This window comes from Desulfosoma sp., assembly GCA_037481875.1.
In the GTDB taxonomy this organism is placed as follows: domain Bacteria; phylum Desulfobacterota; class Syntrophobacteria; order Syntrophobacterales; family DSM-9756; genus Desulfosoma.
Genome location: JBBFKY010000002.1, coordinates 314,613 through 337,973, shown reverse-complemented (window position 1 = coordinate 337,973; position 23,361 = coordinate 314,613). Strand labels below are relative to the sequence as shown.

Sequence of the window (23,361 nt, the reverse complement as noted above, 5' to 3'; positions counted from 1 at the left end):
AGCTTTCTAAGGTTCAATGGTTGCCAGCAGTTCACCTTCGGCTGCCAGTTCATCGCCCACGTAGGCTTCCCCTTTCATCTTAAACACAGGACCTTTGCGTCGTAAAAGTTTCATTTTCAAAATCAATTGATCTCCGGGCCGAACAGGTCTACGAAACCGCACCTTGTCCATACCCATGAAATACACGGGGCCCCCAGAGCCCACCTCTCCGAGTGCGAAAGCCAGAACACCCCCCGTTTGCGCCAGGGCTTCCATGATGAGCACGCCGGGCATGACAGGATGGCCTGGAAAATGTCCTTGAAAGAAGGGTTCATTGATGGTGACGTTTTTCAGCCCCGTGATCTCTTCGTCGCCCATTTCCAGAATGCGATCCACCAGGAGAAAAGGGTATCGATGGGGCAATTTCCTGAGGATTTCTTCAGCATTCATTTCCATGGCTCGCGTCCTCGGTTGGGTTCCGGGTTCTCGTCAAGGCTTCTTCCAAAAAACGCACACGTTCTTTAAGCGATGCCAGTTCTTGCTGCCATCGAGGCAATCTCAACCATGCCGCGTAATGACGAAGCCACTGTTTGTGCGGCATGGCGGGAATACCCAGAAGATCCTGGCCGGGTTCCACTGAATGGGAAATGGCGGATTTGGCTCCGATGCGGACACGGTCACCGACGGTAAGATGCCCCGCAATGCCGGCTTGACCTCCTAAAACCACGTGACTTCCAAGTGTGGTACTGCCGGCGATGCCAACTTGAGCCACAATGATACTGTGCTGACCGATGGTGACATTATGGGCGATCTGCACCAGATTATCGATCTTGACACCTTCCTGAATCCAGGTGCGTCCAAAGGTGGCTCGATCCACGGCGCAATTGGCTCCGATTTCCACATCGTCGTCGATTTGAACGATACCCATCTGAGGAATCTTTGTGGAACGCCCCTCAGCGTCCTGGGCGAATCCGAAACCGTCACTTCCGATGACCGTTCCCGAATGAACGATGACTCGATTCCCCAGTCGGCATCCGTCGAGAATGGTCACATGAGGGTAGATCAGACATTGCTGCCCAATAGTCACGTTGGCTCCCACGTAGGTATGCCCATAGAGGCGGGTCCCGGGACCTACGCAAGAGCCGGGCCCCACATGCACCCAGGGACCGATGGCGGCCTCAGGATGCACCAGCGCTTCCGGGGAAACCAAAGCACTGGGATGAATGCCGGGATCCAGAGCAGGGGGATTGTAAAAGAGCTGGGCGGCTTTGGCCATCGTCCAATACGGGTTCCGGGACAGCAAGACAGGACGCCCGATGTCTTCCAAGTTTGGATCCACGATGACCGCGGCGGCGCGGCTTCCTTGCAGTTTAGCCTTATATTTAGGATTCGCCAAAAAGGTAAGATGCGTCGGGCCAGCCGCTTCCAGAGGGCCGACGCCGTCAATCCACACATCCCCGTCTCCCTTGAAGGGTACTTGAAGAAGATGCGCGATTTCCGAGAGCCGATAACCTTTTTTGTCCACGCCACAGGGCCTTTTCATGAAGACTAGCGCTTCGCCATGTCCAGTTCTTTGATGATGGTTTGCGTCAAGTCCGTCTTTTCATTCGCGTACACCAAACCAGCTTTTTGCACTTCAAATATGTAATCGTATTTTTCTTTCTTGCCGATGTTCTGGACAATGTCCATAACCTTATCGATGAGAGGCTTGCTCAGTTGCTGGGAGAGTTTGTTAAGCTCCGCATTGCTTTCCATGAGCAGCTTTTCACCTTCCATCTGCATCTTGCGAAGTTCTTCGGCTTTCTGTTTCTTGGACTTCTCATCCATCATCTTTATTTGTTTTTCATAGGATTCTCTCGATTCCTGGAATTCTTTTGCCTTGGCTTGCACTTCGGCTTCCAATTGGCTCTTTTTGGCGTTGAATTCCTTTTTCACTTCCTGGCCCCACTGGGAACGTTCCAAAACGGCTTGCAGGTCGAAGTATCCGATTTTGAGATCCGCCCCGTGGGAAGGTGTGGTCCATGCAGAAAAGGCAAGCAAGCACAACATGGCGGTGAACAGACGATGTTTCATAAAGGTTTAAACCTCCTTGGTGAAAAAAGTTGAGTGCATGAAAGACCCCATAGGTTAATCGCTGGAGCCTTGAAGCCCCATGGGGGCCGACACATCGGTCCGCCCCTACAGATTTTGGCGGACACGTGGGTCCGGCCCTGCTACCCCGTGAATCTTAGAAAAACACGCCCATGGAAAATTGCCATTTGCTGGCATCTTCTCCCGGTTTTCGATCCGGGTTGTAACCCCATTCGATGCGAAGCGGTCCCATGGGAGAATTCCATCGCACACCGGTTCCAACGGCGGTTCGAAACTCACCGATATCAAAGTTCTCGCCTTTGTCAAAGGCGTTCCCGGCATCAAAAAAGAGCACACCTCGCATACCTATCTTTTCGACCAAAGGAAAGAGCAATTCCAAGTTCACCTGGCCGAACTTGATGCCGCCGATTGTGTCTCCCGTTGCCTCGTCTTTGGGACCCACATCTCCCCAGTCAAAGGCGCGAATCGAGTTGATACCGCCCAGGAAGAATCTTTCATAGATGGGGACAGGTTTGTCCGAGTCCAACTCAAAAAGGTAGCCGCCTTTCACGTGAGCGAATCCGACAAATTTCCAGAATATGGGGAAATATCTTCCATATCCGGCCACGACGCTCAGAAAATTGGAATCACTTCCTAAGTAAGGAATGGAATACTCCGTTGAGATGGTGAGAGTGGATCCTCGAGTGGGCAGGAAAGGATGATCCGTGCTGTCTCGCTCAATGGAGGCCATAAAACCGCTTTTAATCTGACGACCTTCTTGGTCTTTGATGATCAAAGCGGCGTCTTCATCCACATCGGAAACTTTAGCATTTTCAAAAACATAAGCCAGATGCCAGCGGCTCCAGGTGCCAAAGGGATGGCTGATTCTCAACTTTCCACCCGCGGCGTCTTTGGTAAAGTCGTTGTATTCCCTGTACCAATCGTAGATGTCAAAGCCGGCGGAGAGAGGGGTGTCAAACAACCAAGGTTCGGTGAAACTCAGGGAGTACCGCGATGTTTCCCCACCCAGATAGGCCTTAAGCGCCAGGTATTGACCACGACCGAAAAGGTTGCGTTGCATAATGTTGCCCCCGACGAAAACCCCGTCTTCCGAAGAATAACCGCCTCCCACACTGAGGGCCCCCGTGGGCTTTTCCTTGACTTTCACATTCAGGTTCATGGCTTCAGGGCTGGATCCTTGAGACGTCTGAATGTCCACTTCTTCAAAGTAGTCCACACGTCGAAGGTTCAATTGGCTGCGTTCCATGGCCGATGCACTGAAGCGGTCTCCTTCGGCCAATTGAATTTGGCGACGAATGACATTGTCTCGGGTTCGCGTATTTCCCGTGATGGTAATCCTTTCTATGTGAACCATGGGCCCTTTACGCAGTTGATAGACCACGGATGTTGTGAGCTTTTCAGCGTTTTTGGTAACGGATGGATCGACTTCCGCGTAGGCATACCCCGCATCCATAAGGTGTTTGGTGAGAGTGTCCAAGTCTTTTCGAAGTTTTTCACGGCTGAAATATTTATTTTCCTTAAGTTCGAGTTTTTCGACGACCTTTGGAGTAGAGTCCAACAGATCCCCTTGGACATTCACGGTAGCCACTCGATAGCGCTGACCTTCCACGACGGGTACGGTCACATGAAAACCGTCCTCCTTCTTTTCCACAGAAGGGGTGCCCACACGAGCGTCCATGAATCCGTTATCGTGATAAAAAGCGGTCACACGGTCCAGATCGGTATCCAACACTTCTCGATCCAAAACCCCCTTGTCAGAAAACCAGGAAAAAATTCCACGGGACTTGGTTTCCATCACACCGCGAAGTTTGCGGTCTGAAAAATGATCGTTGCCGGTAAAGTCGATGTGTTTCACATAAATCTTTTTGCCTTCTTTGATACGAAAGGTCACAACGGCCTTGCGAGGGTCCTGAGGAAAATCGATGGAGGGAGTCACTTCCGCGTTGAAGAAAGCCTTCTGGTGATAAAGTTTCACAATGCGGTTGGCGTCGTCATTGACCACATTCATGCGTAGGACCGTAAACGGTCTTGTGGAAATAGCAGCAAGAATGTCTTTTTCTTTGATCTTGTCGTTTCCTTGAATCTTGACTTCCACGACGGAAGGCTTTTCGCGCACAACGAAGGTTACCTTTTTGCCTCTGTCCGTATCTGTCACGTCGGCGGCTACGGTTTCAAAAAAGCCCATTTTGTAGATGGTCCGAATGTCTTCCTGAAGGGTATCGTCGCTTAGGAGTTCCCCTTTTTTTGTTTTTACCTGAACCAAAACGGCGTCAGGTTCGATCCTTTCCGTACCCCGCACCGTAACCTCGGCGACCACAGCTTTGGCGAGCACATGCACGGTCACTTGTTGAGCCATTTGTTGGGTGGCTTCCACCAAATTGGCCAAATCCCCTTCTGCAAAAAGGACTCGAGTCGGAACCAGCCCTTCAGCGTCCACCAATCGCCCGTCCAGGCTTGCTTTTTCCCCCAACTGCGTGAGGCTTCCCCAGATGAGGTATCGGGCTTTAAGACGTTTCGCCACCTCAACGGCTTGAGTTTCACTGGTTACAGGTCGGTTGCCTGTGGCGCGTTGCACCTCAGGAAGAGGCACCAGATCCACACCGAGGTTCAAAAGATTTTGCGCCACCAGTTCTTGAAGGCTCGTGCTCAATTGAGGTTGAGGCTGGGCTGTGTGGATGGCAAAGGGAGCCACAGCGACCACCACACGCTCAGGCGTGGCTGTTTGCTGTCCCTGAGCGCTCAGAGCCCACACCAGCAGTAGTCCCAAAGCATAGCCGAGCTTTTTGAGCATCATGAACCTCCTCATGGGTGTTCGAAGAAAGCCCCTTTGCATCCTCAATGAAAAGTTTCCAGCGGCCGAAGCTGCCCGTCCGAAAGCTGCAAAGTGCGATGCATAATGGCGGCCAGTTCCTGGTTGTGAGTGACCACGACCATGGTAATACCCAAGTCCTGGTTCAAGGCCACCAATAGATCATGGAAACGCCGAGCCGTTTTTGTGTCCAGATTTCCGGTGGGCTCATCCGCAAGGAGAAGGGACGGTCCCAAGACCAAGGCCCGGGCAATGGCTACTCTTTGTTGTTCTCCTCCAGAAAGTTCCGCAGGTTTGTGAAAACGCCGATGGCTCAGCTGGAGCTTGTCCAGAAGATCTTCCGCGCGTTCTCGAAGATTCTTTCTGGAAAGGCCGGCAATCAGTCCAGGCATCATCACGTTTTCCAGAGCTGTGAATTCCGGTAGCAGGTAATGGAATTGAAACACGAAGCCGATATGTCGATTGCGGAAGGCGGCCAATTGGTCTTCCGGCCAAAGGAACACATCGTTTCCCCCGAAAAGAACCTTACCGGCCGTTGGTCGATCCAGAGTTCCAAGAATGTGCAACAGCGTGGATTTGCCCACTCCGGAAGCTCCAACCACCGCTACCATTTCCCCTCGAGAAACGGTCAGGTCCACATCCCGAAAAAGCTCCACTCGGTGCGGGCCATTGTTGAAAACCTTGGAAATGCCCACAGCGTGAATCTGCAAACCCTGCGCTCGCTCATTCATAGCGCAACGCCTCCGCGGGGTGGAGCTTGGCGGCCTGTTTGGACGGGTAAAAGGTTGCGGCTAAACAAATGACTACGGCGGCACACGCGATGATGACCACATCCATGGGTTCCATGAGCACAGGCAGTGTGGAAATGTAATAAACGTCCCGGGGGAGTTCAATGAACTGGTAGCGTTTGAGAAGTTCACATAGGGTAAAGCCGCCCACAAGCCCGAGAACGGTTCCGACGACACCGATGAGAAGCCCTTCGAGCACGAAGATACGCCGCACTTTGTGCGTGGTCGCTCCCATGGCCTTAAGGATAGCGATGTCTTTGGTTTTTTCCATGACCATCATGATTAAAGAACTCACGATGTTAAAGGCCGCCACCAGAATAATGAGTGTCAAAATGATAAACATCACTACCTTTTCTAATTTGAGCGCCGAAAAGAGGTTGTGGTTCATTTGCATCCAATCTCGAACCCAGTAGGGATAACCCAGTTTTTTTTGCAGTCGCTCGGCCACCTGGGAGGCTGCGTAAATATCCTTGACCTTTACCTCGATGCCGTTGACGGCATCACCGATACCCAAAAGCTTTTGAGCGTCCTGCAGATGAACGTAGGCCAAAGTGTTGTCATATTCATACATGCCGGATTTAAACAGTCCGACCACTCGAAAGAGCTGGCTTTTGGGGACTCGCCCTGCCGGTGTGGTCTGGCCCGTCGGGGAAATCAAGGTGACATAGTCGTTGGTTTGAACACCTAAACGTGCGGCTAGTTCCACGCCAAAAAGGATTCCTGGTAGGGAACGTTCCGATGTGGAAAGGGTTTGCCGAGGGGTCAGCAGGCTGGCAAGTGTTCCCTGAAGAAGACTTTGTTCCAGACGTGTCACCTTGGAAGCCGTTTGCGGGTCGATGCCGCGAAGAATGGCGCCTGAAATGGATTTTCCGGAATTGACCATGACCTGTGTGAGCACGAAAGGAGTAGCGGCTTCAACCCCGTCTTCATGCTGTATTTCCTGCACCAGATCGCCGTAAGATCCGAAACTTCCTTGAAAATGGCCGACGACAGCATGGGACGTGACCCCGAGGATTCGATCCCGCAAATCATGCTGAAAGCCGTTCATGACCGCCAAAACCACAATGAGTGCCATAACACCTACGGCCACGCCGGCTACTGAAATGAGGGTAATGAGTGAGATGAAAGCGTGCCGCCTTTTAGCCAACAGGTAGCGGAGGCTGACAAAAAACTCAAAGTACATACCGACTCCGCTATTGCTTCTTTTCGGGGCGAAGATGAGGAAACAAAATAACATCTCGAATACTTGGGGAATCGGTAAAAAGCATGACCATGCGATCGATACCTATCCCTTCCCCGGCGGCCGGCGGCATGCCGTATTCCAGGGCCCGAATGTAGTCTTCATCCATCAAGTGCGCTTCCTCGTCTCCGGCATCCCGTGCTTCCACCTGACGCCGAAACCGCTCCCTTTGATCTCGAGGATCATTGAGTTCCGAAAAGGCATTGGCCATTTCGCGTCCGGCGATAAAGAGTTCAAAACGATCGGTAAGATGGGGTTCTTGATCATTTTTACGGGACAAGGGGGACACTTCAAGCGGGTAGTGGGTGATAAAGGTGGGCTGCACCAGTTTGGGTTCCACCACAAGGTCGAAAATTTTGGTCAACAATTTACCGTGGCCCTCGTACTTTTCCACGGGCAGTCCAAGAGATCGGGCCGCTTCGGCGGTAGCCTCTGGATTTTCAACAGATTCCTCCGAGAGGCCTCCGATTTCGACAAGAGCTTTCGAGAGTCGATAACGGCGCCACGGGGGTGTAAGATCGATGGGGGTTCCCTGATAGGTCAGCTGAAGGCTTCCGCCGTTCACCTGTCGAGCGACATGGGTGAAGAGTTCCTCGGTGAGCGCCATGAGGTCTTCGTAAGTGGCATAGGCCTGGTAGAATTCCAACATGGTGAATTCGGGATTATGCTGCGTGGAAATGCCCTCGTTTCGAAAGTTGCGGTTCAACTCAAAGACCCGCTCAAAGCCGCCCACAAGAAGTCTTTTAAGGTAAAGTTCCGGAGCGATACGCAGATAGAGATCGATTCCCAAAGCATTATGAAAGGTTTTGAAAGGCTTAGCGGTAGCCCCACCAGGAATGAGCTGCATCATGGGTGTTTCTACTTCCAAAAAACCGCGGCTGGAAAGGAATTGCCGCACCGCCTGAACAATCTGGGTTCTCTTGACAAAAGTGTCTCGGACCGAAGGATTGACAATGAGATCCACATACCTCTGACGGTAACGGGTTTCCACATCCTTGAGCCCGTGGTACTTTTCAGGAAGCGGTCGAAGATTCTTTGTGAGAAGCACCACCTCCTGGGCCAGCAGCGTCAGTTCTTGGGTCTTGGTGCGAAAAAGAATGCCGCGAACGCGAATGATATCCCCCAGATCGAATTTCTTGACCAGGGCATAGGCTTCCTTGCCCAGCGTGTTTTGCTGGCAATAAACCTGAATGCGGCCGGATCCATCCTGAATGTGCATGAAAATGGATCGCCCAAAAGAGCGTAGAGCCATGATGCGTCCGGCCACAAGAAAAGGGGATGGCGGGTGGATTTCCAGTTCTTCTTGGCTTGTGTGGGCATAATCATTGACGATGGAGCCAATGGCATGATCGACGGCATATCCGTTTGGGTAAAGGCAGATGCCTTCCCGTTCCATTTCTTCCGCTTTTGCAAGGCGCTCTCGCAGTACCTGACTGAGTTCCTCCATGAAGACTGTTGTCCTTTCCCCTTGAGCGATAAACGGCCGCTCCAGCGGCCGAAAAATGCGGGTGAACCGTAGATGATTTATGCCGTGGCGTCAAGCACGGACCGTGCCGAGGCCGCAAGAAGAGAGCCTATTTACGGGCTTTGTGTTTCATGAGAGCAGAAATACTGAAAGCCCCGATGAGGACACTGAGGATCAGCAACGCCCAATCACCATGCTGCCATAGTCGCTGCACACCCAGCGCGAAAAGGATGACGCCGCCTCCCAAACACATCCATGCGGTACTTCGATTCATGGCCCCCTCCGTGACGAATCTTGCCGCCTCCTGACACGCGCTTTTTCCACCATCCACGTCACGTACCTGTATCTATTTTTCAAAGCCATGGCAAAGAAAAAGGAATTGCGGACCGCCGGCCCGACATTTATGCGGGTGGGATGCCAGCACTCTCAGAAAGAACTTCGTTCTGACATACGCTCTTAGGAGCGAGTCCGAAAATCTAAAATCATCGATGCGGCGAGTGCTTTTTCTGCACAGGGGCGACGTGATGCGTCGCCCATACAAGGTGGGTCTTGCCATACCTAAAGGGGAAGACGGAGGGGGTGCCTAGCCCGTACATTTTGAGGTGGAATGGCTTATCGTAGGTACTAGGACAAAGTCTAGGAGGGTATCAGGCAAGTTTGAGGCTTCCTTATGAGGCGCTGCACGGTCGGCTCGTAATACTATTGACAGCATCGGGGCTTTACGTAAAGTAGGGCGCATCATAATTTGAGGCCGAGGCACGCCCTCGGCCTTTGGGTACACATGGGCGCCTGTAGCTCAGGAGGACAGAGCAGCGGACTTCTAATCCGCGGGTCGGGGGTTCGAATCCTCCCAGGCGCGCCAGAAAAATTAAGGGGCTGTGGTCACGTGAGTTAACCCCTTTTGTCAATCGGCTTTCCTTTAGAATATAAGCTAAGTTTCCCATAATTCTTTCGTGAATACCACCTCATTCTGCAATTTTGCAGAGGTCAAGCATCAGACTCCAAAAGCTTTGTTTGGAGGCATGAGGACCCGTTTCCTTCAAGCCGACGGGCTTCGCTTCTTTTGGAAGAAATCGTTTTCAGTCTACCGACGGTTATCGAAGACCCGCGAGCCTGCGCATGGGAAAAGCCATGTTTAACCGCAAAGGCACACTAAGGAAACCATCTTGCCGGAGCAACGACACGGCTCCGCACCTTCCCCGACAGTTCACCGTGAAAGGTTAAGGTGGGCCAGGTGGGAGTAAGCGACTTTAAGATCCAGAGGATTACGGCGCTTCGGCTCTTTAGGGAGACGGTGTGAAAGAAAATTTGACCCTGGAAGTGTGGTTCCCCCTCCGCACAAAAAAGCGGGCTGGAGACCCGCTCCTTGGTTGAAGAGCCAGTTTTAAGGTTTGTAGGGGTTGGCGCAGCCTTGCCCGCCCTTTGAGAGACCTTGATGCCGCGATCTTTGTCGTTCCTACAGTGTCTCCTGGGTTTTCTTCGGCGGGATTCAGCCGGAATTTGATGCAGAAGTTGTATAGGAATCCCCGATCCGTGGCATCCAGAAAATCCAGGATTTCCTATTTGTTTGCCGATGGTGCATGTCTTACAAACAAAGCACTAAAAGATTACTGGGACAATCTATCGAAAATCGAGAAGGCAAAGCACGGAAACTGTCGAGGAGGAGTTGAATGACGGGACGGTACGAAGCCATGTGGGAAAAGTTGAATCTCGATCTGGATGCTCATGCATCCCTGCTGGAGGTTTTAGGAAAGTTTTATGGAGATATCTACCTGAACCAGCAGGGACGACTTCGAGGCATGGAGTATTTGGATTTTGTCCTGTCCGAGATTCACGGGTTGCGTATTCAAGAACTGCAGGAAGCACGCGCTCAAGGACGAAAGGTTATCGGGACCTTTTGTGTTTTTGTTCCTGAAGAAATCGTGTGGGCCGCCGATGCTATTCAGGTAGGGCTATGTGCAGGAGCGGAAGCCGGAACGGAAGCCGCCGAAAAGATCCTTCCTCGTAACACGTGCGCTCTTATCAAATCTTTTGTGGGATTCAAACTCTCACGTCTGTGCCCTTTCATTGAATCGTGCGACATGGTGGTGGGAGAAACAACGTGTGACGGCAAGAAGAAGGCTTATGAAATTTTTTCAGACTATGCGCCGGTTTACGTGATGGAAATTCCCCAGATGAAGGGCGCCGCCGACAGAGCGTTATGGAAAGAGGAGGTTTTGCGTTTCAAGCAAGCCGTAGAGAATTTGACCGGCGTTACAATCACGGCGGAAAGATTACGGAAAGCCATTGAGCTTATCAATCGGCGTCGGCGGGTGCTTCAACGGCTTAATCAATTGCGGGCCGCTAAGCCTGTGCCTATTTCTGGTCGCGATGTGCTGCTCATTAACCAAGTGAGTTTTTACGACGACCCGGAGCGATTCACCCAGAAGATCGAAGAGCTTTGTAACGAATTGGAAGAAAAAGTTCGGCGCGGTGAAGGGGTGGCGGATGGCGCCGTTCGAGTTATGCTCTCCGGATGTCCTATGGCCATACCCAACTGGAAACTTCCCTATATCATCGAATCCTCCGGAGCCGTGGTGGTGGGTGAAGAATCCTGTATCGGGACTCGAAACACTCGGGATCTCGTAGACGAATCGGGCACGACGCTTGAAGAACTTCTCGACGCTCTGGTGGACCGCTACATGAAAATCGATTGTGCGTGTTTTACACCCAATACGGAGCGGCTGGACCATATCGTGGACATGGCGCGGGAATTGGAGGTAAAGGGCGTCATTCATTATGGTCTATCTTTTTGTCAGCCCTATGCCATAGAGAGCTACAAGGTTGAAAAGGCTCTTAGTAAGGCGGGCATACCCATGCTGGCCATCGAAACGGATTACAGCATGGAGGATGTGGAGCAGCTGAAGACAAGGGTGGAAGCTTTCGTGGAAATGATTCGGTGAAACACCATTTATGAAGGTATGAGAATGGGGCGTGTTGGAACCCGAGGAGGAGACCGAAACGAGCCTTCTTCATCGGGAGACTTCGACACTTCGATGGATATGAGGGTTTTGTAGACGCCGCTTCAGGTAAGAATATTTCAGATCGAAGCTGAGGGCGGGGATGTTTGCGTGACCTTGGGACCGGTAAAGTTAGGTCACAGGTTTCGAGGGAGGAGGGGCGGACACATCGGTCCGCCCCTACATGCAGAAACACTGGTCCGACCCTATAGGTGGCTGACCATGGGGTAGACATGTGGACTTACGCTTACAAGCTTTTGATGGATCCACGGTTGTGTTTCGAAGGGTTCTTGTTGATGGGAGTAGCAAGTTCTTGAGATCGAATCTGGCGGCGCACTCCCTTTTCCCTTATGTCTTGATGCCTTGGTGAATGACTTGGAAAGGAATGTCTATCACCATGGACGTGCCGATTGTTGGAATTGATGTGGGAAGCCGCTCTATTGAACGGGTTGTTTTGGACGCAAAGTCCGGAACGTGGACCTGGGAAAGAACGCTGACGACCTTTGACCCGGTGGCCCAATGCCGTCGATTGCTGGCCGACGTGGACGGATGGCCTGTGGTAGCGACGGGATATGGCCGGAGGCTGGTGTCGGAACATTTTCCCCATCTTTCAGTTCAAACCGTCACCGAAATCCAGGCCTATGCGCGTGGAGCCCACTATCTGTACCCGGAAGTCCGAACCGTTTTGGATATCGGAGGCCAGGACACCAAGGTCATCGCCCTGTCTTCAAAAGGTGCCGTCCTGAAATTTGAAATGAACGACCGATGCGCCGCAGGAACCGGAAAATTTCTTGAATTCATGGCCACGTCTCTTCAGGTTCCCTTGGAAGCCTTTGGTGATTTTGCCCTTGAAGCGGACAAACTGGTTGAAATCAATAGCATGTGCACCGTGTTTGCCGAATCTGAAGCGACGTCTTTAATGGCCCGGGGTGAAAAACCACAAAATATCGCGATGGCCCTTCATCGTGCTGTGGTCAAACGCACTCTGGCCATGCTGAGGCGCGTGGGAGGTGATCCACCCGTGCTTTTTGCCGGAGGCGTTGCCCACAATCGGTGCATGGCTCACCTTTTGAGTGAGGCTCTGAGCGGCGGATTGATCGTAGCTGAAAACCCTGATGTTATCGGTGCTCTAGGGGCCGCGCTGACGGCATCTTCTGCGTGATTTTGTACCTTTCATGGACCCCCGCTCCCTCATAGATTTCGGTTGCCTGCTTATCGGCCTTCTTCACTTGACGTAGCAAGCTGAAAGAAATAAAAATTAAGTCTATCAACGGATCGGATTCTTAAAGGGAATAACCATGCCCCACAGCCTGGAACAGGGACTCACACCAGAACTTTATAAAACGATCCTTGCCATCGTAGACGACCGGGTGCGAGAAATCCGGGTTGCCCGCGAGGAGTTCGAAGATCTTAAGCAGGTGGTTCGAGAACTGGCCCAGGCTCAAGTCCGCACCGATCATTCCCTCAACCGGCTTGTTGAAAAAGTCGAAGAACTGGCCGAAGCTCAGAAACGTACTGAAGCTCGAGTCGAAGAACTCGCGGAGGCTCAAAAGCGCACGGAAGCCCGAGTTGAAGAGCTAGCCGAAGCTCAGAAACGTACCGAAGCTCGACTAGAGGAGTTGGCGGAAGCTCAAAAGCGTACCGAGGCCCGCATCGAAGAACTGGCCGAAGCTCAGAAGCGCACTGAAGCTCGAGTCCAAGAACTCGCGGAGGCTCAAAAGCGTACCGAGGCCCGGGTCGAAGAACTAGCTGAAGCTCAAAAGCGCACGGAAGCTCGACTGGAGGAGTTGGCGGAAGCTCAGAAACGTACCGAAGCTCGAGTTGAGGAGCTTGCGGAAGCGCAGAAGAAGACGGAAATCAAGCTGGCCACACTCACCGACGAACATCGAAAAACCAGAGAAATGCTCGGGGGCTTGTCCCACACGGTGGGATATCGTCTGGAAGATGAAGCCATCTGGGCCCTACCGCAGCTTTTGAAACGAGACTTTGGCATGAAGATCGAAACTCCGTTGGTGAGGACCTTTTTGGAGACAGCCCGCAATCATTACATGGAAGTGAATATATGGGGATCCGGCGTTATAAACGGCCGGCGCATGGCTATCCTCGGAGAAGCCAAGACCCAGCTCAAGAAGCATGATGTGGACGAGTTCCTCAAAACCATCGCGAAGGTTCGGGAGATTTCGAGAATGGAAATTTTTCCGGTTCTCGTAACCTACCAGGCGTCCCCTAAAGTCAGACAAGCTGCCGAAGAAAAGGGAATCAAGATTTACTTTTCCTACGAATTGCGTCTTCCTCAATGATCCTTAGAATGAGCCGGACAGACGAAATTCACCATCAAGATCCCTTCATGGTCCTTTTTCGCCGATAAGAGCGTTGTGTTTTCATCGAAACTTCCTATTTGCCCTTCACTTGTAAACCGTTTACACCTTTCGCGAATTTCAAAAACCTTAGTTTCCGGTTGTTAAAAAAGCCGACCACAGCGGCAGCCTCTCGTCACGGCAAGCAAGGAGGATAACCCATGGAAGCCCTGACACCGCGGAAACTTCAAGACGACGTTCGCCAGTATCTCAGCCAGTTTGATTTGAATCTTTGTCTCACCTGCGGCACCTGTACCAACGGGTGTCCCATCACGGGCAATCCGAGCATGGAAGGGTGGGACACTCGCAAGGTGATTCGCATGTTAGCGTTGGGGCTTTTGGACGAAGTGGTCCATTCCAAGTTCCCATGGATTTGTACCGGCTGCGGCCGCTGTGCCCATGCATGTCCCATGGGTATTGATATCGTAGCCATTTTAGCCCACATGAAGCATCTTCGACCTCGAGACCAGGTGCCCGGCATATTGCACAAGGGTGTGGAAAACGTGCTGGCTACCGGCAACAATATGGCCATTCCCAAGGAGGACTATTTCTTCCTGATGGCGGATTTGGGGGCGGAGCTGGCTGCAGAAGAATGTCCCGGCTTTTACGTACCCGTGGACAAACAAGGCGCGGATATCCTCTTTTTCCCCAACAGCAAGGAAGTCTTTAGCGACAACGAAGACATGAAATGGTGGTGGAAAATCTTTTACGCCGCCAAGGAAAACTGGACCATCCCCTCAGAGAACTGGGAGGCGGTGGACTGGGGGCTTTTTACAGGAAACTATGAAGCGACTAAAATTCTTGCCAAACGAAAAATCGAACACATGAAACGTCTGGGCGTGAAGCGCATGATCATGCCCGATTGCGGAGGAGGGTCCTACGGTTGCCGCAAGGGACTCAAGGTGTGTTCCTTGGAAGATCCGAACAATCGCGTGGATTACATTTATCTCTACGATTATTTGAAAGAAATTATCGAGACGGGTCGAATCCGTTTAGATAAGAGCCGCAACGCGGGGAAGATCTTCACTTGGCACGACTCATGTAAACACGGTCGAGAACTGGAACGTAATTTCGGCAAAGGCTATTATGAAGAGCCACGTTGGATCATTCAACAATGCGTGGACCAGTTTGTGGACATGGAGCCCAATCGAAGCGGCAATTATTGCTGCGGGGCGGGCGGAGGCAATTGGCCCATGCCGTATGAGGAAGATTCCGCCTGGCATGGGCGATATAAGGTGCGCCAAATCAAAAACAGCGGAGCGAACGTGGTCGTGGTGGGGTGTTCCAATTGCCGAGATCAAATGATGAGAAGACTTCCGAAGTTTTATCCTGAGGATGCCCACTACGAAGTCAAATATATTTGGCAATTGGTGGCCGAAACTTTGGTCCTGGAACCCTGGAGTGATGAAGAGGTGGCCCGTGCCGAAGAAGAGGCCAAGGCCCAATGGGAACGACTGGGCGTGGACTTCGGCATGGAAGAAGAAGAATAGACCTTTGACGGGAATCGGTTGCGTGGACGGCCCGCATGGTACCCCGGCCATGAACGGAACGCGGAACGGCTCCTCCGTGTTCTCTCCCCTGACCGGGCCGTCCACAGTCCCTTCATCGAATATCTTTAAATAACAAAACTCAGTAGGCACGATCTAAGTTTTGAGCTGTCATCGGCGTTCTCCATCGTTTTTGTTTTTTCCCTTCGGCATTTCCTATTTGTGATTCACCGGCAAAAAAGGTTTCATTTTCATGAGTTCTTCACAAAACCAAAGGAATCTCATGGAGGGACATCATGATTCGACGCAAACTTTTTGTGCTGTGTTTTCTGGCTTTTACAGCCTGTGTGCTAGGGATGCGCCTCACGGCTCACGCCGATGCGTACGAAGTGTTCAAGGGATTGGAGGGAACTCTTAAAATTTCTGGTGGCACGGCGCACATTCCCGTGATGCAGGCGTTGGCTCAGGAAATCATGACCCGATACCCTTCCATTCGCATCAGCATTGCCGGGGGTGGTTCCGGTGTCGGCATCAAGCAGGTTGGGGAAGGATTAGTGGATATCGGCAATTCCGGGCGCAAGCCGACGGATGAGGAAGTCGCCACCTACGGTTTGAAGGTGTACTGCTGGGCCATGGACGGTGTAGCCGCTGTGGTGCATCCCAAAAACCCCGTGAAGTCTCTCACTTCTCAGCAGTTACAAGACATTTTTTCCGGAAAGATCTTGAACTGGAAGGAAGTGGGAGGGCCCGATCAGGCCATTCACGTGGTCACTCGAGATGAGGCCAGTGGAACGCGGGAAGTGTTCTGGGAGAAAGCCCTTCAGAAGGGTGCCATTCGAAAGGATGCGGATGTGGTGCCTTCCAATGGCGCCATGAAAACGGCTGTTGGGACGGATCCAGCCGCCATTGGGTATATGTCGGTGGGATACGTGGATGAGACGGTGCGCGCACTGGCTTTAGACGGTGTGGAAGCCGGCGTCCAGACCGTGCTTTCTGGGAAATACCCTGTGGCCCGAGGCCTCTACAGCAACACGAAGGGGGAACCATCGCCATTGGCCAAAGCGTTTCTTGATCTCCTCTACACTCCCGAAGGCCAAGCGGTTATCGCCGCCAAAGGATACATTCCCGTCGCCAAATGAGCCATCGTGAACATTGGATGCGAACTTTCCTGGCGGCGGCCACTCTGGCCGCCGCCGTCCTTCCTTTGGCCATATTGGTCTTTGTGACCTTGTTGGCTCTGCCCCTATACAATTCATTTTCTTTCGCGGATCTTCTGACCGGCCATTGGGACCCCATGCATAGGGGTTATGGAATCTTTCCCATGATGGTGACAAGCTTTCTTCTGGCGGTTTCAAGCTTGGCCGTAGCTTTCCCAGTCAGTTTAGGTTGTGCCGGCTTGATTTACGGCTTGGCGCCGCCTGTTGTAGCGGGTCTGCTTAAGCGTCTCGTGCAGGTCATGACGGGATTTCCCACCGTCGTTTACGGCTTCGTAGGCGTGTTTGTGCTGGTTCCCGCCGTTCGTGAAGTTTTTCAGCAAGGTTCCGGTCGGTGTCTTTTGAGCGCCCTTATTCCCCTTTCCCTCATGATTACTCCCACCATGACCCTCTTTTTTGCCGATGCCTTTACCGCCATCCCCCGGGAAATGCTTTTGGGGGCGGCCGCCTTGGGGGCGGATCCTGTGCAGCGTTTTGTGTTGGTAGTGATCCCATCTGCCGGAAGAGGTCTGGCCGCCGGAACGGTTCTATCTTTTGGTCGGGCTTTGGGGGATACCCTTATCGCTTTGATGCTTGCGGGAAACGCAGCCCAGGTGCCCTCAGGTTTTTTGGAATCGGCAAGAACCCTCACCGCCCATATTGCCCTTGTGATCGCTGCGGACTTTCAGAGCCTGGAATTTGCCTCCATTTTTCTCTGTGGCATGGTGCTCTATATCTTGACGAGCTGCGCAGCCTTGTTGGCCTGGAAGATACGTACTTCTTTTGGACAGGGAATGTCATGAAACCGTTTTGGGCATGGCTGGTTCGGGGGTTTTGCTGGATCAGTGGATTCTGGCTTTTTTTCGGTGCCATCGTGGTGGTTGGGTACGTGGCCTGGCGAGGAATTCTTCACGTGACCCCTGCATTGCTTTTTGGGTCCGTTTCCCCATGGGATGCGCTTTTGAACCGCGTGTCCGTTCTCAACGGCTTATGGCCGGCTACTGTGGGAACTCTTTCTCTAGTCCTCGGGGCCGTAGGTCTGGCGGCTCCGTTGGGTTTGGCCGCCGGGATTTATCTGGCGGAGTTCTCCCGAGGCCGAATCAAGGAGATTTTGACTGTCTTTTTCGACGTGCTTGCGGGCGTTCCGTCTGTGCTGGTGGGGCTTTTCGGCTTCAGTGTTTCCCTGATTCTCCACAAAACCGTTTCGCCGCGTTTTGGCCCTTGCCTCTTGGTGGCTGTCTTCTCGCTTATGATCTTGGTGCTTCCGTATGTCATTCGAGCTACTCAGACAGCCCTTGAGGCCGTCGCACCGCATACGCGCCTTGTGGCCCTGAGCCTGGGGGCCGATCGAATCCAAAATCTTTTGTGGGTTCTTCTTCCTTCCAGCCTGCGGGGCATCGCCAGCGGTCTTCTTTTGGCTATCGGCCGATGCGCTGAGGACACGGCGGTGATCCTGCTCACGGGCGTTGTGATATCCGCCGGTGTCCCTCGCTCCCTGCTGGATCCTTTTGAAGCCCTTCCTTTTTACATTTTCTACGTATCAACCCAGTATGCATCCCAGGAAGAACTGAATCGGGGATTTGGAGCGGCATTGATCCTTCTGGGAGTCAGCGTGACTTTGTATACTCTAGCCTATACGATCCAACGACTCGTAGGCCATTGGGCTCTTTACCGAGCATGAGATGAGATGGGTTCCATCGTCAAGATTCGCGTAAAAGACCTGAACTTTCGCTATGGTTCTCGAACGGTGCTTCGTCATGTCACCACCGTTTTTTACGAACACGCGCTCACAGCGGTTGTAGGAGCGTCGGGCTGCGGAAAGAGCACTTTTCTTATGACTCTTAACCGCTTATGGGAAGAAATTCCCGGCGCTCATGGTGAAGGAGATGTTTGGATTCGTTTAGATGGCCAAGAACAACTGGTTTCCGCGCCATCCTATTCTGTAACGGAGCTTCGAAGAAAAGTCGGCATGGTTTTTCAGACACCTAATCCTCTGCCCATGAGCATTTACAAGAATGTGGCTTTCCCTCTAAAAATTATTGGCGAAAGGAATAAGCGAGTCGTGGCTGACAGGGTGGAAGACGCTTTGCGCCAAGCTTTCCTATGGAACGAAGTGAAAGACCGCCTTTACGAAGATGCCCGCCGCCTTTCCGGCGGACAACAGCAACGGTTGTGCATCGCTCGAGCTCTTGCGGCCCAACCGGAAGTTCTCCTCTTGGATGAGCCGACCTCCTCTTTGGACGGGAGGGCCTCAGCCATCATTGAGGAACTCCTGGTTAGCCTCAAGGGACGATGCACCCTGATTGTGGTGTCCCATTACCTGGAACAGGTTCGGCGATTGGCGGATCATGTGTATGAAGTGACGGAAGAAACGTTAAGATCTCTTTCCTAAGGAAGCTATCCGAGAACTCGCAAAACCAAGGTCTTGAACCCCACTTCGAAATGAAGGCGAGGCGGCGCCTCGTCCCTGGAACCGCTGGAATCGGTCATTCCCTGGAAACGCAAAGCCTGAGGCCCGCTTATTTTGCGGGCGGGATACCCGGCCTTCCCAGAAAACAAAAGTTTTGAGATGTAAGGGCACGGCGCGCCATGCCCCGACGTCCTGGCCTGGAATGGCTCATCCTAAGTTCTCGACTGTGCACCCAAAACCTTTATCAGGGCTGAAAAGATCGCTTAAATAACCTAGCAAAGGTTAGGCCTTGAAGGTGTGCCGGTCCCTAAATCTTGGTTTCGGATTTTGCCATACGCCAGAACTCCTTGCTGTAATCTTCCGCCAGAATACGCTCGTCGCCTCGGCGAACGGTGACGCCGATATCATCCAGATGTTCCAAAAGGGCCATCGCCCTGTTTCGACCATAACCTAATACCGCCGAGCAGTCGCTCAAGCGTATGGCTCCTTTAGTCCGAATCCACGAACAGACTCGCCTCTGCGCCTCCATAAAGGCTTCTCGAGTCATATAACGGCCGTCTCGAAATCGGGTCAAAAGCTTTTGGGCAGCAAGATAATCCAACATTCTTTGAATCTCTAAACGATCAAATCGTTCCTGCGTCATATCACCAATGGTCCCTGCCGCAAAACTGCTCAGTCCTTCTCGGCGCACAAGATTGAAAATGGCTTCCATCATTTCTTTTTGGCGCGGAGACCATTGGCGCACTCGGTGTGGAAGTCTGTATCCACCTTCACCCCGCTCGACAAGATTCCGGTCGCACAGATCCGAAATGAGATGTCGCGTCAAGTCCGGGTCCAATTTCATATCCACGCGGGCTCGCAATTCTTCTGCCGTCACCCACTCTTTGAGCGGGTTTGATGAAAGAATATCCACAAGAGCCTCATGAAATTTTCGACGCAAAGCCGTGTAATCCTTTTTTCTAATGTAGCGATGCTCCCCTATGTTTACGAGCTGATCCTCTTGAACCCAGCGCTCCAAAACCCGTGCAGTGTCATCGAAACGAAACCCTGTAGCCAGAGCCGTTCGAGAAGCTGAAAGAGGGGTGTAAGGATTTCTCAGAAAAAGGTGTTCCAGGGCCTTTTCCAGGTCCCTGCGTTCGAGGCACTGAAGGTATGGCAGCATGCGGGACGCTTTGGCACCCCGAAGTTTTTCCCCTGTAGGCTCTAAGATGCGACCTCCACCGGCCACGACGTAATCATCGAGGAAGGTGAGAACGAAGCGATCCCCGGCCAGGCATGGAAGAGGGCGTTCCAGCCGAATTTGAGCGATAACGGTGCAGCCGGGAGGGACTGAGGCCGTTTCCAGAAAGATCACTCTTCCTTGGATACACGCTGTTCCCATATGCAGGCGAATTTTCTGCTGATGGACGAGTCCTCGAGGAGCATGGGGAAGCAGTTGAAGGACCACGTTCGCATAAGGAACACAGTCAACCGTTCCAGGCTGGGCCAGAAGCATGCCAGGAGAGACCTCATCCAGGCTGAGATGATGAAGATTGACACCCACACGTTGCCCCGTAAAGGCTTCCTGGACCTTGACATGGTGCCATTCCAGGGAGCGAGCCCGTGTAAGTTTTCCTGAGGGAAGAAGGGTGAGAGGATCGTTTTCCCGAAGCACTCCGGAGATGAGGGTGCCGCTCACCACCGTGCCATGCCCAGGCACGTTGCGAACACGGTCAATCCAGAGTCGACAAGGTCCAGGGGAATCGGTTTCTTTCAGCCTCTGGCATAAGTGCTCGAGCTCATTTAAAATGTCCGCGATGCCTTGACCATCAACGGCCGAAAAAGGAATGATTGGGCTTTGGTGCAGAAACGTTCCTGCGATCAATTCTTCGATTTCTAGACGAGCGTATTCCAGGGTTTCTTCATCCACGCGATCAGACTTGGAGAGAACCACCATACCGGCTCGGGCACCGAGCAACTGCAAAATATCCAAGTGGTCTTTGGTTTGAGCCATAACGCCGTCGTCAGCCGCCACCACAAGCACGGCTCCTTCGACACAGCTTAATCCTCGAACCGCATTGCGCAGGTAATCCTTGTGACCCGGCACATCCATGAGCGATAGGAGCACACCGGACGGAAGGCGAAGGGGAGCCACACCCGGTTCGATACTCAGACCGCGCTTTTTCTCCTCGGGCATGCGGTCTGTATCAACGCCTGTTAAGAGGCGCACCAGAGTCGTCTTGCCGTGGTCGACATGGCCTGCAATGCCGATCGTAACAGTCCTTGTCATGTTTGGAATCCCCTTTGGGCAGACTCGTTCCTTGTGCATCCGCCGCTATGACCAATCCTTCAAACCTTTTGACTGCCTCCGGCAGCCAGCGGCGCATGAGCACGTTTTTTTCCAATCCCGAAGCGGCCTGATAAGCTTCATGGGCAGGATGGTGCGGTGTCGGGACGGGCGTCTGCATGAGGTTTGGATAATCGTAAACGGATGGATCCAAGACCTGTTCAATCAGTGGTCTCGTGGCGGAAGCCATGGGTTCTGTCCACTCGATTCTTCGGCAGCATTCAAAGCGGGCCTGATCCGAGAAATAAAAGTACGCATTGAGAAGATGAGACAAATCTTCGGGGGGCTGCGACTCCAGCTCGTAACCATAGCCAAGGCCCAGAGCGCCCATAAGAAAGTCGTAGAGGGCGAGCTTGCTTCGTGCTGACTCCCGACAGAAAAAGAGTAGGACGGTATCGGGAAGGTCCTTCCAGCTCGTCCCGGCATGAAGACACACAGTTTCGCCGAAGAGACTTCGCCAGAGCCGATACGCACGCTCCGCCGCTTTTTGATGCACCCAAGAACTAAAGTTGACGACGATGCCCATCATGCGGCTCCTTTGCCTCGGTGTTCTTGGCCACCATGGCAAGCTATTGCTTCCGGAGGAAAATGGGGCCGAGTCTTTTGATCCGCTCGACCATTTCTGTGAAACAACGGGCCAATTGCGGTCCCATGGAAGCCGAATTGTGCACCATGCCGATCCGCTCAGGATTCTCTCCAAGTTCTTCCAGAATCTGCCGTGCCCGTGCCACTCGTTTCGCAGCCTTGAGGTTTCCGCTGACGTAATGGCATTCTCCAGGAAGACAACCGGAAACCAACACCCCATCCACTCCGGCTTCCAGTGTTTTGAGAAGGTGGAGCACATCGATGCGCCCGGTGCAGGGAACCAGCACAATGCGAATGTTGGGGGGATAGTTGAGCCGCATGGCTCCCGCCAGATCGGCCGCCGCGTAGGAACACCACTGACAACAGAAACACACGATCACCGGCTCAAATGGCTGCAAATGAAAGGGCTCTTGGTCGACGCTTGCGAAAGGGGCGGCGAGATCCATAGAAACCTCCGTAGAGCTGCGTATCACAAGTGGCTGCGCTCTGCAGTCATCTTCAGATGGAGGGGGCAAGGGGAATCGAACCTCCTCCCGGCTTATGAGGCCGAGCCAACGGGTTTGCAGCCCGCGGGGCGCCCAGCGCCGTTGCCCCCTCAAGCCCCTGCCAGGTGGACGGGTTACGGTCATGCAGTGTTGTTTTGTGGGGAAAGCATAGATGAAATGGTAAAGCGCGTCTTCCAGACCGGCCCACTGCCTACCTGGCACGGGTATGTGTTAAAACACCACGTCAGGTAAAGCCCAAAAGACGCACCATGAAGGACTCCTCGTTTCTTATTCAAGGGACCGGCTTTATATAGCCGGCTTCATGCGATAAGTCACATAGGAAATACTAATAGATAAAGCGTCGTGCCATTGCTGGAAATTTTTCCTGAGAACACCACCAAGTAGGATTTGAGGGCTGCTTTGCGTGATGTGGCGGCGGACGACATTGGGTATGGATCAAAGAGGTCGCCGCCGCACGCGCGAGGGAAGGGACCTCCAAAGGAATCAATGATAATCGTGGGTTCCTAGAATGACAGGAAGACCTGTCTTTGCCTGAAGGATTTCCGCTATCTCTTGCCCGGACGTGTAAGGACAACCAGGTTTGGCGTTCACGAGACAAGAACTGAGGTAAATGGCATCCGGCTTGATTTCCGAAAGCTTGATGGCCATGCCTACATTGGCGGCTAGGGTGCGCCCTGGACATTCGCACCTCATAAAGGCCGTCACCTGAACCGGTTCGTCGAATTTTCCTTCTCCCAAGGCGGCGGCCTTGAAGCACCGCCACTCGCCCGGACATCCGTACCCGTTGTCCATGTATGCGCCACAGCCCACCACGGTGACCTTCTTCATCGCTTTTCTCCTTTTTTCTTTTAAGCGGCTCTATCTTGTTTGATGCATCATGTGCAAGATCCCTTCCCTATGTATGAAATTGAGACATGATATTCCCTATGTCTAAAAACCATGTCTTTCGCTGAGTAGCTTATTTCACAAATAGCGACGTAAGGCAAGATCTCCTAGCCTTTCCGCGGTTGGTTTATAGGCCTTGACGACCGAAACCATCTTTGCTAACCAGAACCGACCTGTTCCAATAAAACAGCCGGTTCTTGAAAGGGCCGGAATCTGAGATGTCATGCCCCGAAGAGGAGGG

At 52.7% G+C, this 23,361-nt stretch carries 20 protein-coding genes and 2 tRNA genes; 9 read left to right on the top strand and 13 right to left on the bottom strand.

All coding sequences use genetic code 11. From position 1 onward, the window contains the following. Nucleotides 1–6: 6 nt before the first annotated feature. The 8 genes from fabZ to WHS46_04290 all read right to left on the bottom strand — a co-directional run bounded on the left by fabZ (nt 7) and on the right by WHS46_04290 (nt 8,646). Nucleotides 7–435 carry a 3-hydroxyacyl-ACP dehydratase FabZ gene (fabZ, locus tag WHS46_04325; protein MEJ5347898.1) on the bottom strand — a complete coding sequence of 143 codons (429 nt, stop codon included), beginning with the start codon at nt 433–435 and terminating at the stop codon, nt 7–9. After that, complete coding sequence (gene lpxD, locus WHS46_04320; GenBank protein ID MEJ5347897.1) at nt 419–1,522, bottom strand: UDP-3-O-(3-hydroxymyristoyl)glucosamine N-acyltransferase; 1,104 nt, start codon at nt 1,520–1,522, stop codon at nt 419–421. Before lpxD ends, fabZ begins: the two co-directional genes overlap by 17 nt. A gap of 5 nt (nt 1,523–1,527) precedes the next feature. Further along, complete coding sequence (locus tag WHS46_04315) at nt 1,528–2,052, bottom strand: OmpH family outer membrane protein (protein MEJ5347896.1); 525 nt, start codon at nt 2,050–2,052, stop codon at nt 1,528–1,530. A 154-nt stretch (nt 2,053–2,206) separates the two neighbouring features. Beyond that, nucleotides 2,207–4,864, bottom strand: coding sequence for an outer membrane protein assembly factor BamA (gene bamA, locus WHS46_04310; GenBank protein ID MEJ5347895.1), 2,658 nt, complete (start codon nt 4,862–4,864; stop codon nt 2,207–2,209). A 41-nt stretch (nt 4,865–4,905) separates the two neighbouring features. Continuing rightward, on the bottom strand, nt 4,906–5,610 hold the full coding sequence (locus WHS46_04305; protein ID MEJ5347894.1) for an ABC transporter ATP-binding protein: 705 nt from the start codon (nt 5,608–5,610) through the stop codon (nt 4,906–4,908). Continuing rightward, a complete protein-coding gene (locus WHS46_04300; protein ID MEJ5347893.1) occupies nt 5,603–6,850 on the bottom strand; it encodes a lipoprotein-releasing ABC transporter permease subunit in 1,248 nt (415 codons plus the stop codon). Before WHS46_04300 ends, WHS46_04305 begins: the two co-directional genes overlap by 8 nt. Before the next feature lie 10 nt (nt 6,851–6,860). Continuing rightward, nucleotides 6,861–8,354, bottom strand: coding sequence for a lysine--tRNA ligase (gene lysS, locus WHS46_04295; GenBank protein ID MEJ5347892.1), 1,494 nt, complete (start codon nt 8,352–8,354; stop codon nt 6,861–6,863). Between the two features lie 127 nt (nt 8,355–8,481). After that, a complete protein-coding gene (locus WHS46_04290) occupies nt 8,482–8,646 on the bottom strand; it encodes a hypothetical protein (protein ID MEJ5347891.1) in 165 nt (54 codons plus the stop codon). Between the two features lie 511 nt (nt 8,647–9,157). On the opposite strand from WHS46_04290, the gene WHS46_04285 reads away from it, so the two are divergent. From WHS46_04285 to WHS46_04245, 9 genes are all read left to right on the top strand, one after another. Continuing rightward, a tRNA-Arg gene (locus WHS46_04285) sits at nt 9,158–9,234 on the top strand. 808 nt (nt 9,235–10,042) lie between these two features. After that, nucleotides 10,043–11,314, top strand: coding sequence for a double-cubane-cluster-containing anaerobic reductase (locus tag WHS46_04280; protein ID MEJ5347890.1), 1,272 nt, complete (start codon nt 10,043–10,045; stop codon nt 11,312–11,314). 454 nt (nt 11,315–11,768) lie between these two features. Continuing rightward, the gene (locus tag WHS46_04275; GenBank protein ID MEJ5347889.1) at nt 11,769–12,533 is read left to right on the top strand and encodes an acyl-CoA dehydratase activase; all 765 of its coding nucleotides are present in this window, start codon (nt 11,769–11,771) and stop codon (nt 12,531–12,533) included. Nucleotides 12,534–12,669: 136 nt separating this feature from the next. After that, complete coding sequence (locus tag WHS46_04270) at nt 12,670–13,671, top strand: hypothetical protein (GenBank protein ID MEJ5347888.1); 1,002 nt, start codon at nt 12,670–12,672, stop codon at nt 13,669–13,671. A 218-nt stretch (nt 13,672–13,889) separates the two neighbouring features. Then, complete coding sequence (locus WHS46_04265; protein MEJ5347887.1) at nt 13,890–15,218, top strand: (Fe-S)-binding protein; 1,329 nt, start codon at nt 13,890–13,892, stop codon at nt 15,216–15,218. Between the two features lie 293 nt (nt 15,219–15,511). After that, the gene (locus tag WHS46_04260) at nt 15,512–16,354 is read left to right on the top strand and encodes a phosphate ABC transporter substrate-binding protein (GenBank protein ID MEJ5347886.1); all 843 of its coding nucleotides are present in this window, start codon (nt 15,512–15,514) and stop codon (nt 16,352–16,354) included. Between the two features lie 17 nt (nt 16,355–16,371). Beyond that, nucleotides 16,372–17,211, top strand: a complete 840-nt coding sequence (locus tag WHS46_04255; protein ID MEJ5347885.1) for an ABC transporter permease subunit — start codon at nt 16,372–16,374, stop codon at nt 17,209–17,211. Next, nucleotides 17,208–18,089: an ABC transporter permease subunit gene (locus WHS46_04250; protein ID MEJ5347884.1), complete on the top strand. Its 882-nt coding sequence runs from the start codon at nt 17,208–17,210 to the stop codon at nt 18,087–18,089. The genes WHS46_04255 and WHS46_04250 overlap by 4 nt, the downstream gene beginning before the upstream one ends. A gap of 6 nt (nt 18,090–18,095) precedes the next feature. After that, a complete protein-coding gene (locus WHS46_04245) occupies nt 18,096–18,800 on the top strand; it encodes an ATP-binding cassette domain-containing protein (protein ID MEJ5347883.1) in 705 nt (234 codons plus the stop codon). A 325-nt stretch (nt 18,801–19,125) separates the two neighbouring features. Here WHS46_04245 and selB read toward each other — a convergent pair whose 3' ends face one another. The 5 genes from selB to WHS46_04220 form a co-directional block, all read right to left on the bottom strand. Then, nucleotides 19,126–21,087, bottom strand: a complete 1,962-nt coding sequence (gene selB / locus WHS46_04240) for a selenocysteine-specific translation elongation factor (GenBank protein ID MEJ5347882.1) — start codon at nt 21,085–21,087, stop codon at nt 19,126–19,128. Next, nucleotides 21,005–21,673: a hypothetical protein gene (locus WHS46_04235; GenBank protein MEJ5347881.1), complete on the bottom strand. Its 669-nt coding sequence runs from the start codon at nt 21,671–21,673 to the stop codon at nt 21,005–21,007. The genes selB and WHS46_04235 overlap by 83 nt, the downstream gene beginning before the upstream one ends. Nucleotides 21,674–21,713: 40 nt before the next feature. Then, the gene (locus WHS46_04230) at nt 21,714–22,175 is read right to left on the bottom strand and encodes a hydrogenase iron-sulfur subunit (protein MEJ5347880.1); all 462 of its coding nucleotides are present in this window, start codon (nt 22,173–22,175) and stop codon (nt 21,714–21,716) included. Between the two features lie 57 nt (nt 22,176–22,232). Next, a tRNA-Cys gene (locus WHS46_04225) sits at nt 22,233–22,324 on the bottom strand. 394 nt (nt 22,325–22,718) lie between these two features. Continuing rightward, nucleotides 22,719–23,063, bottom strand: coding sequence for a CGGC domain-containing protein (locus WHS46_04220; protein MEJ5347879.1), 345 nt, complete (start codon nt 23,061–23,063; stop codon nt 22,719–22,721). Nucleotides 23,064–23,361 lie beyond the last annotated feature (298 nt).

Coding starts and splice junctions, on each gene's coding strand:
- fabZ (MEJ5347898.1), bottom strand. CDS start 435: ATGGAAATGAATGCTGAAGAAATCCTCAGGAAATTGCCCCATCGATAC.
- lpxD (MEJ5347897.1), bottom strand. CDS start 1,522: ATGAAAAGGCCCTGTGGCGTGGACAAAAAAGGTTATCGGCTCTCGGAA.
- WHS46_04315 (MEJ5347896.1), bottom strand. CDS start 2,052: ATGAAACATCGTCTGTTCACCGCCATGTTGTGCTTGCTTGCCTTTTCT.
- bamA (MEJ5347895.1), bottom strand. CDS start 4,864: ATGATGCTCAAAAAGCTCGGCTATGCTTTGGGACTACTGCTGGTGTGG.
- WHS46_04305 (MEJ5347894.1), bottom strand. CDS start 5,610: ATGAATGAGCGAGCGCAGGGTTTGCAGATTCACGCTGTGGGCATTTCC.
- WHS46_04300 (MEJ5347893.1), bottom strand. CDS start 6,850: ATGTACTTTGAGTTTTTTGTCAGCCTCCGCTACCTGTTGGCTAAAAGG.
- lysS (MEJ5347892.1), bottom strand. CDS start 8,354: ATGGAGGAACTCAGTCAGGTACTGCGAGAGCGCCTTGCAAAAGCGGAA.
- WHS46_04290 (MEJ5347891.1), bottom strand. CDS start 8,646: ATGAATCGAAGTACCGCATGGATGTGTTTGGGAGGCGGCGTCATCCTT.
- WHS46_04280 (MEJ5347890.1), top strand. CDS start 10,043: ATGACGGGACGGTACGAAGCCATGTGGGAAAAGTTGAATCTCGATCTG.
- WHS46_04275 (MEJ5347889.1), top strand. CDS start 11,769: ATGGACGTGCCGATTGTTGGAATTGATGTGGGAAGCCGCTCTATTGAA.
- WHS46_04270 (MEJ5347888.1), top strand. CDS start 12,670: ATGCCCCACAGCCTGGAACAGGGACTCACACCAGAACTTTATAAAACG.
- WHS46_04265 (MEJ5347887.1), top strand. CDS start 13,890: ATGGAAGCCCTGACACCGCGGAAACTTCAAGACGACGTTCGCCAGTAT.
- WHS46_04260 (MEJ5347886.1), top strand. CDS start 15,512: ATGATTCGACGCAAACTTTTTGTGCTGTGTTTTCTGGCTTTTACAGCC.
- WHS46_04255 (MEJ5347885.1), top strand. CDS start 16,372: ATGCGAACTTTCCTGGCGGCGGCCACTCTGGCCGCCGCCGTCCTTCCT.
- WHS46_04250 (MEJ5347884.1), top strand. CDS start 17,208: ATGAAACCGTTTTGGGCATGGCTGGTTCGGGGGTTTTGCTGGATCAGT.
- WHS46_04245 (MEJ5347883.1), top strand. CDS start 18,096: ATGGGTTCCATCGTCAAGATTCGCGTAAAAGACCTGAACTTTCGCTAT.
- selB (MEJ5347882.1), bottom strand. CDS start 21,087: ATGACAAGGACTGTTACGATCGGCATTGCAGGCCATGTCGACCACGGC.
- WHS46_04235 (MEJ5347881.1), bottom strand. CDS start 21,673: ATGATGGGCATCGTCGTCAACTTTAGTTCTTGGGTGCATCAAAAAGCG.
- WHS46_04230 (MEJ5347880.1), bottom strand. CDS start 22,175: ATGGATCTCGCCGCCCCTTTCGCAAGCGTCGACCAAGAGCCCTTTCAT.
- WHS46_04220 (MEJ5347879.1), bottom strand. CDS start 23,063: ATGAAGAAGGTCACCGTGGTGGGCTGTGGCGCATACATGGACAACGGG.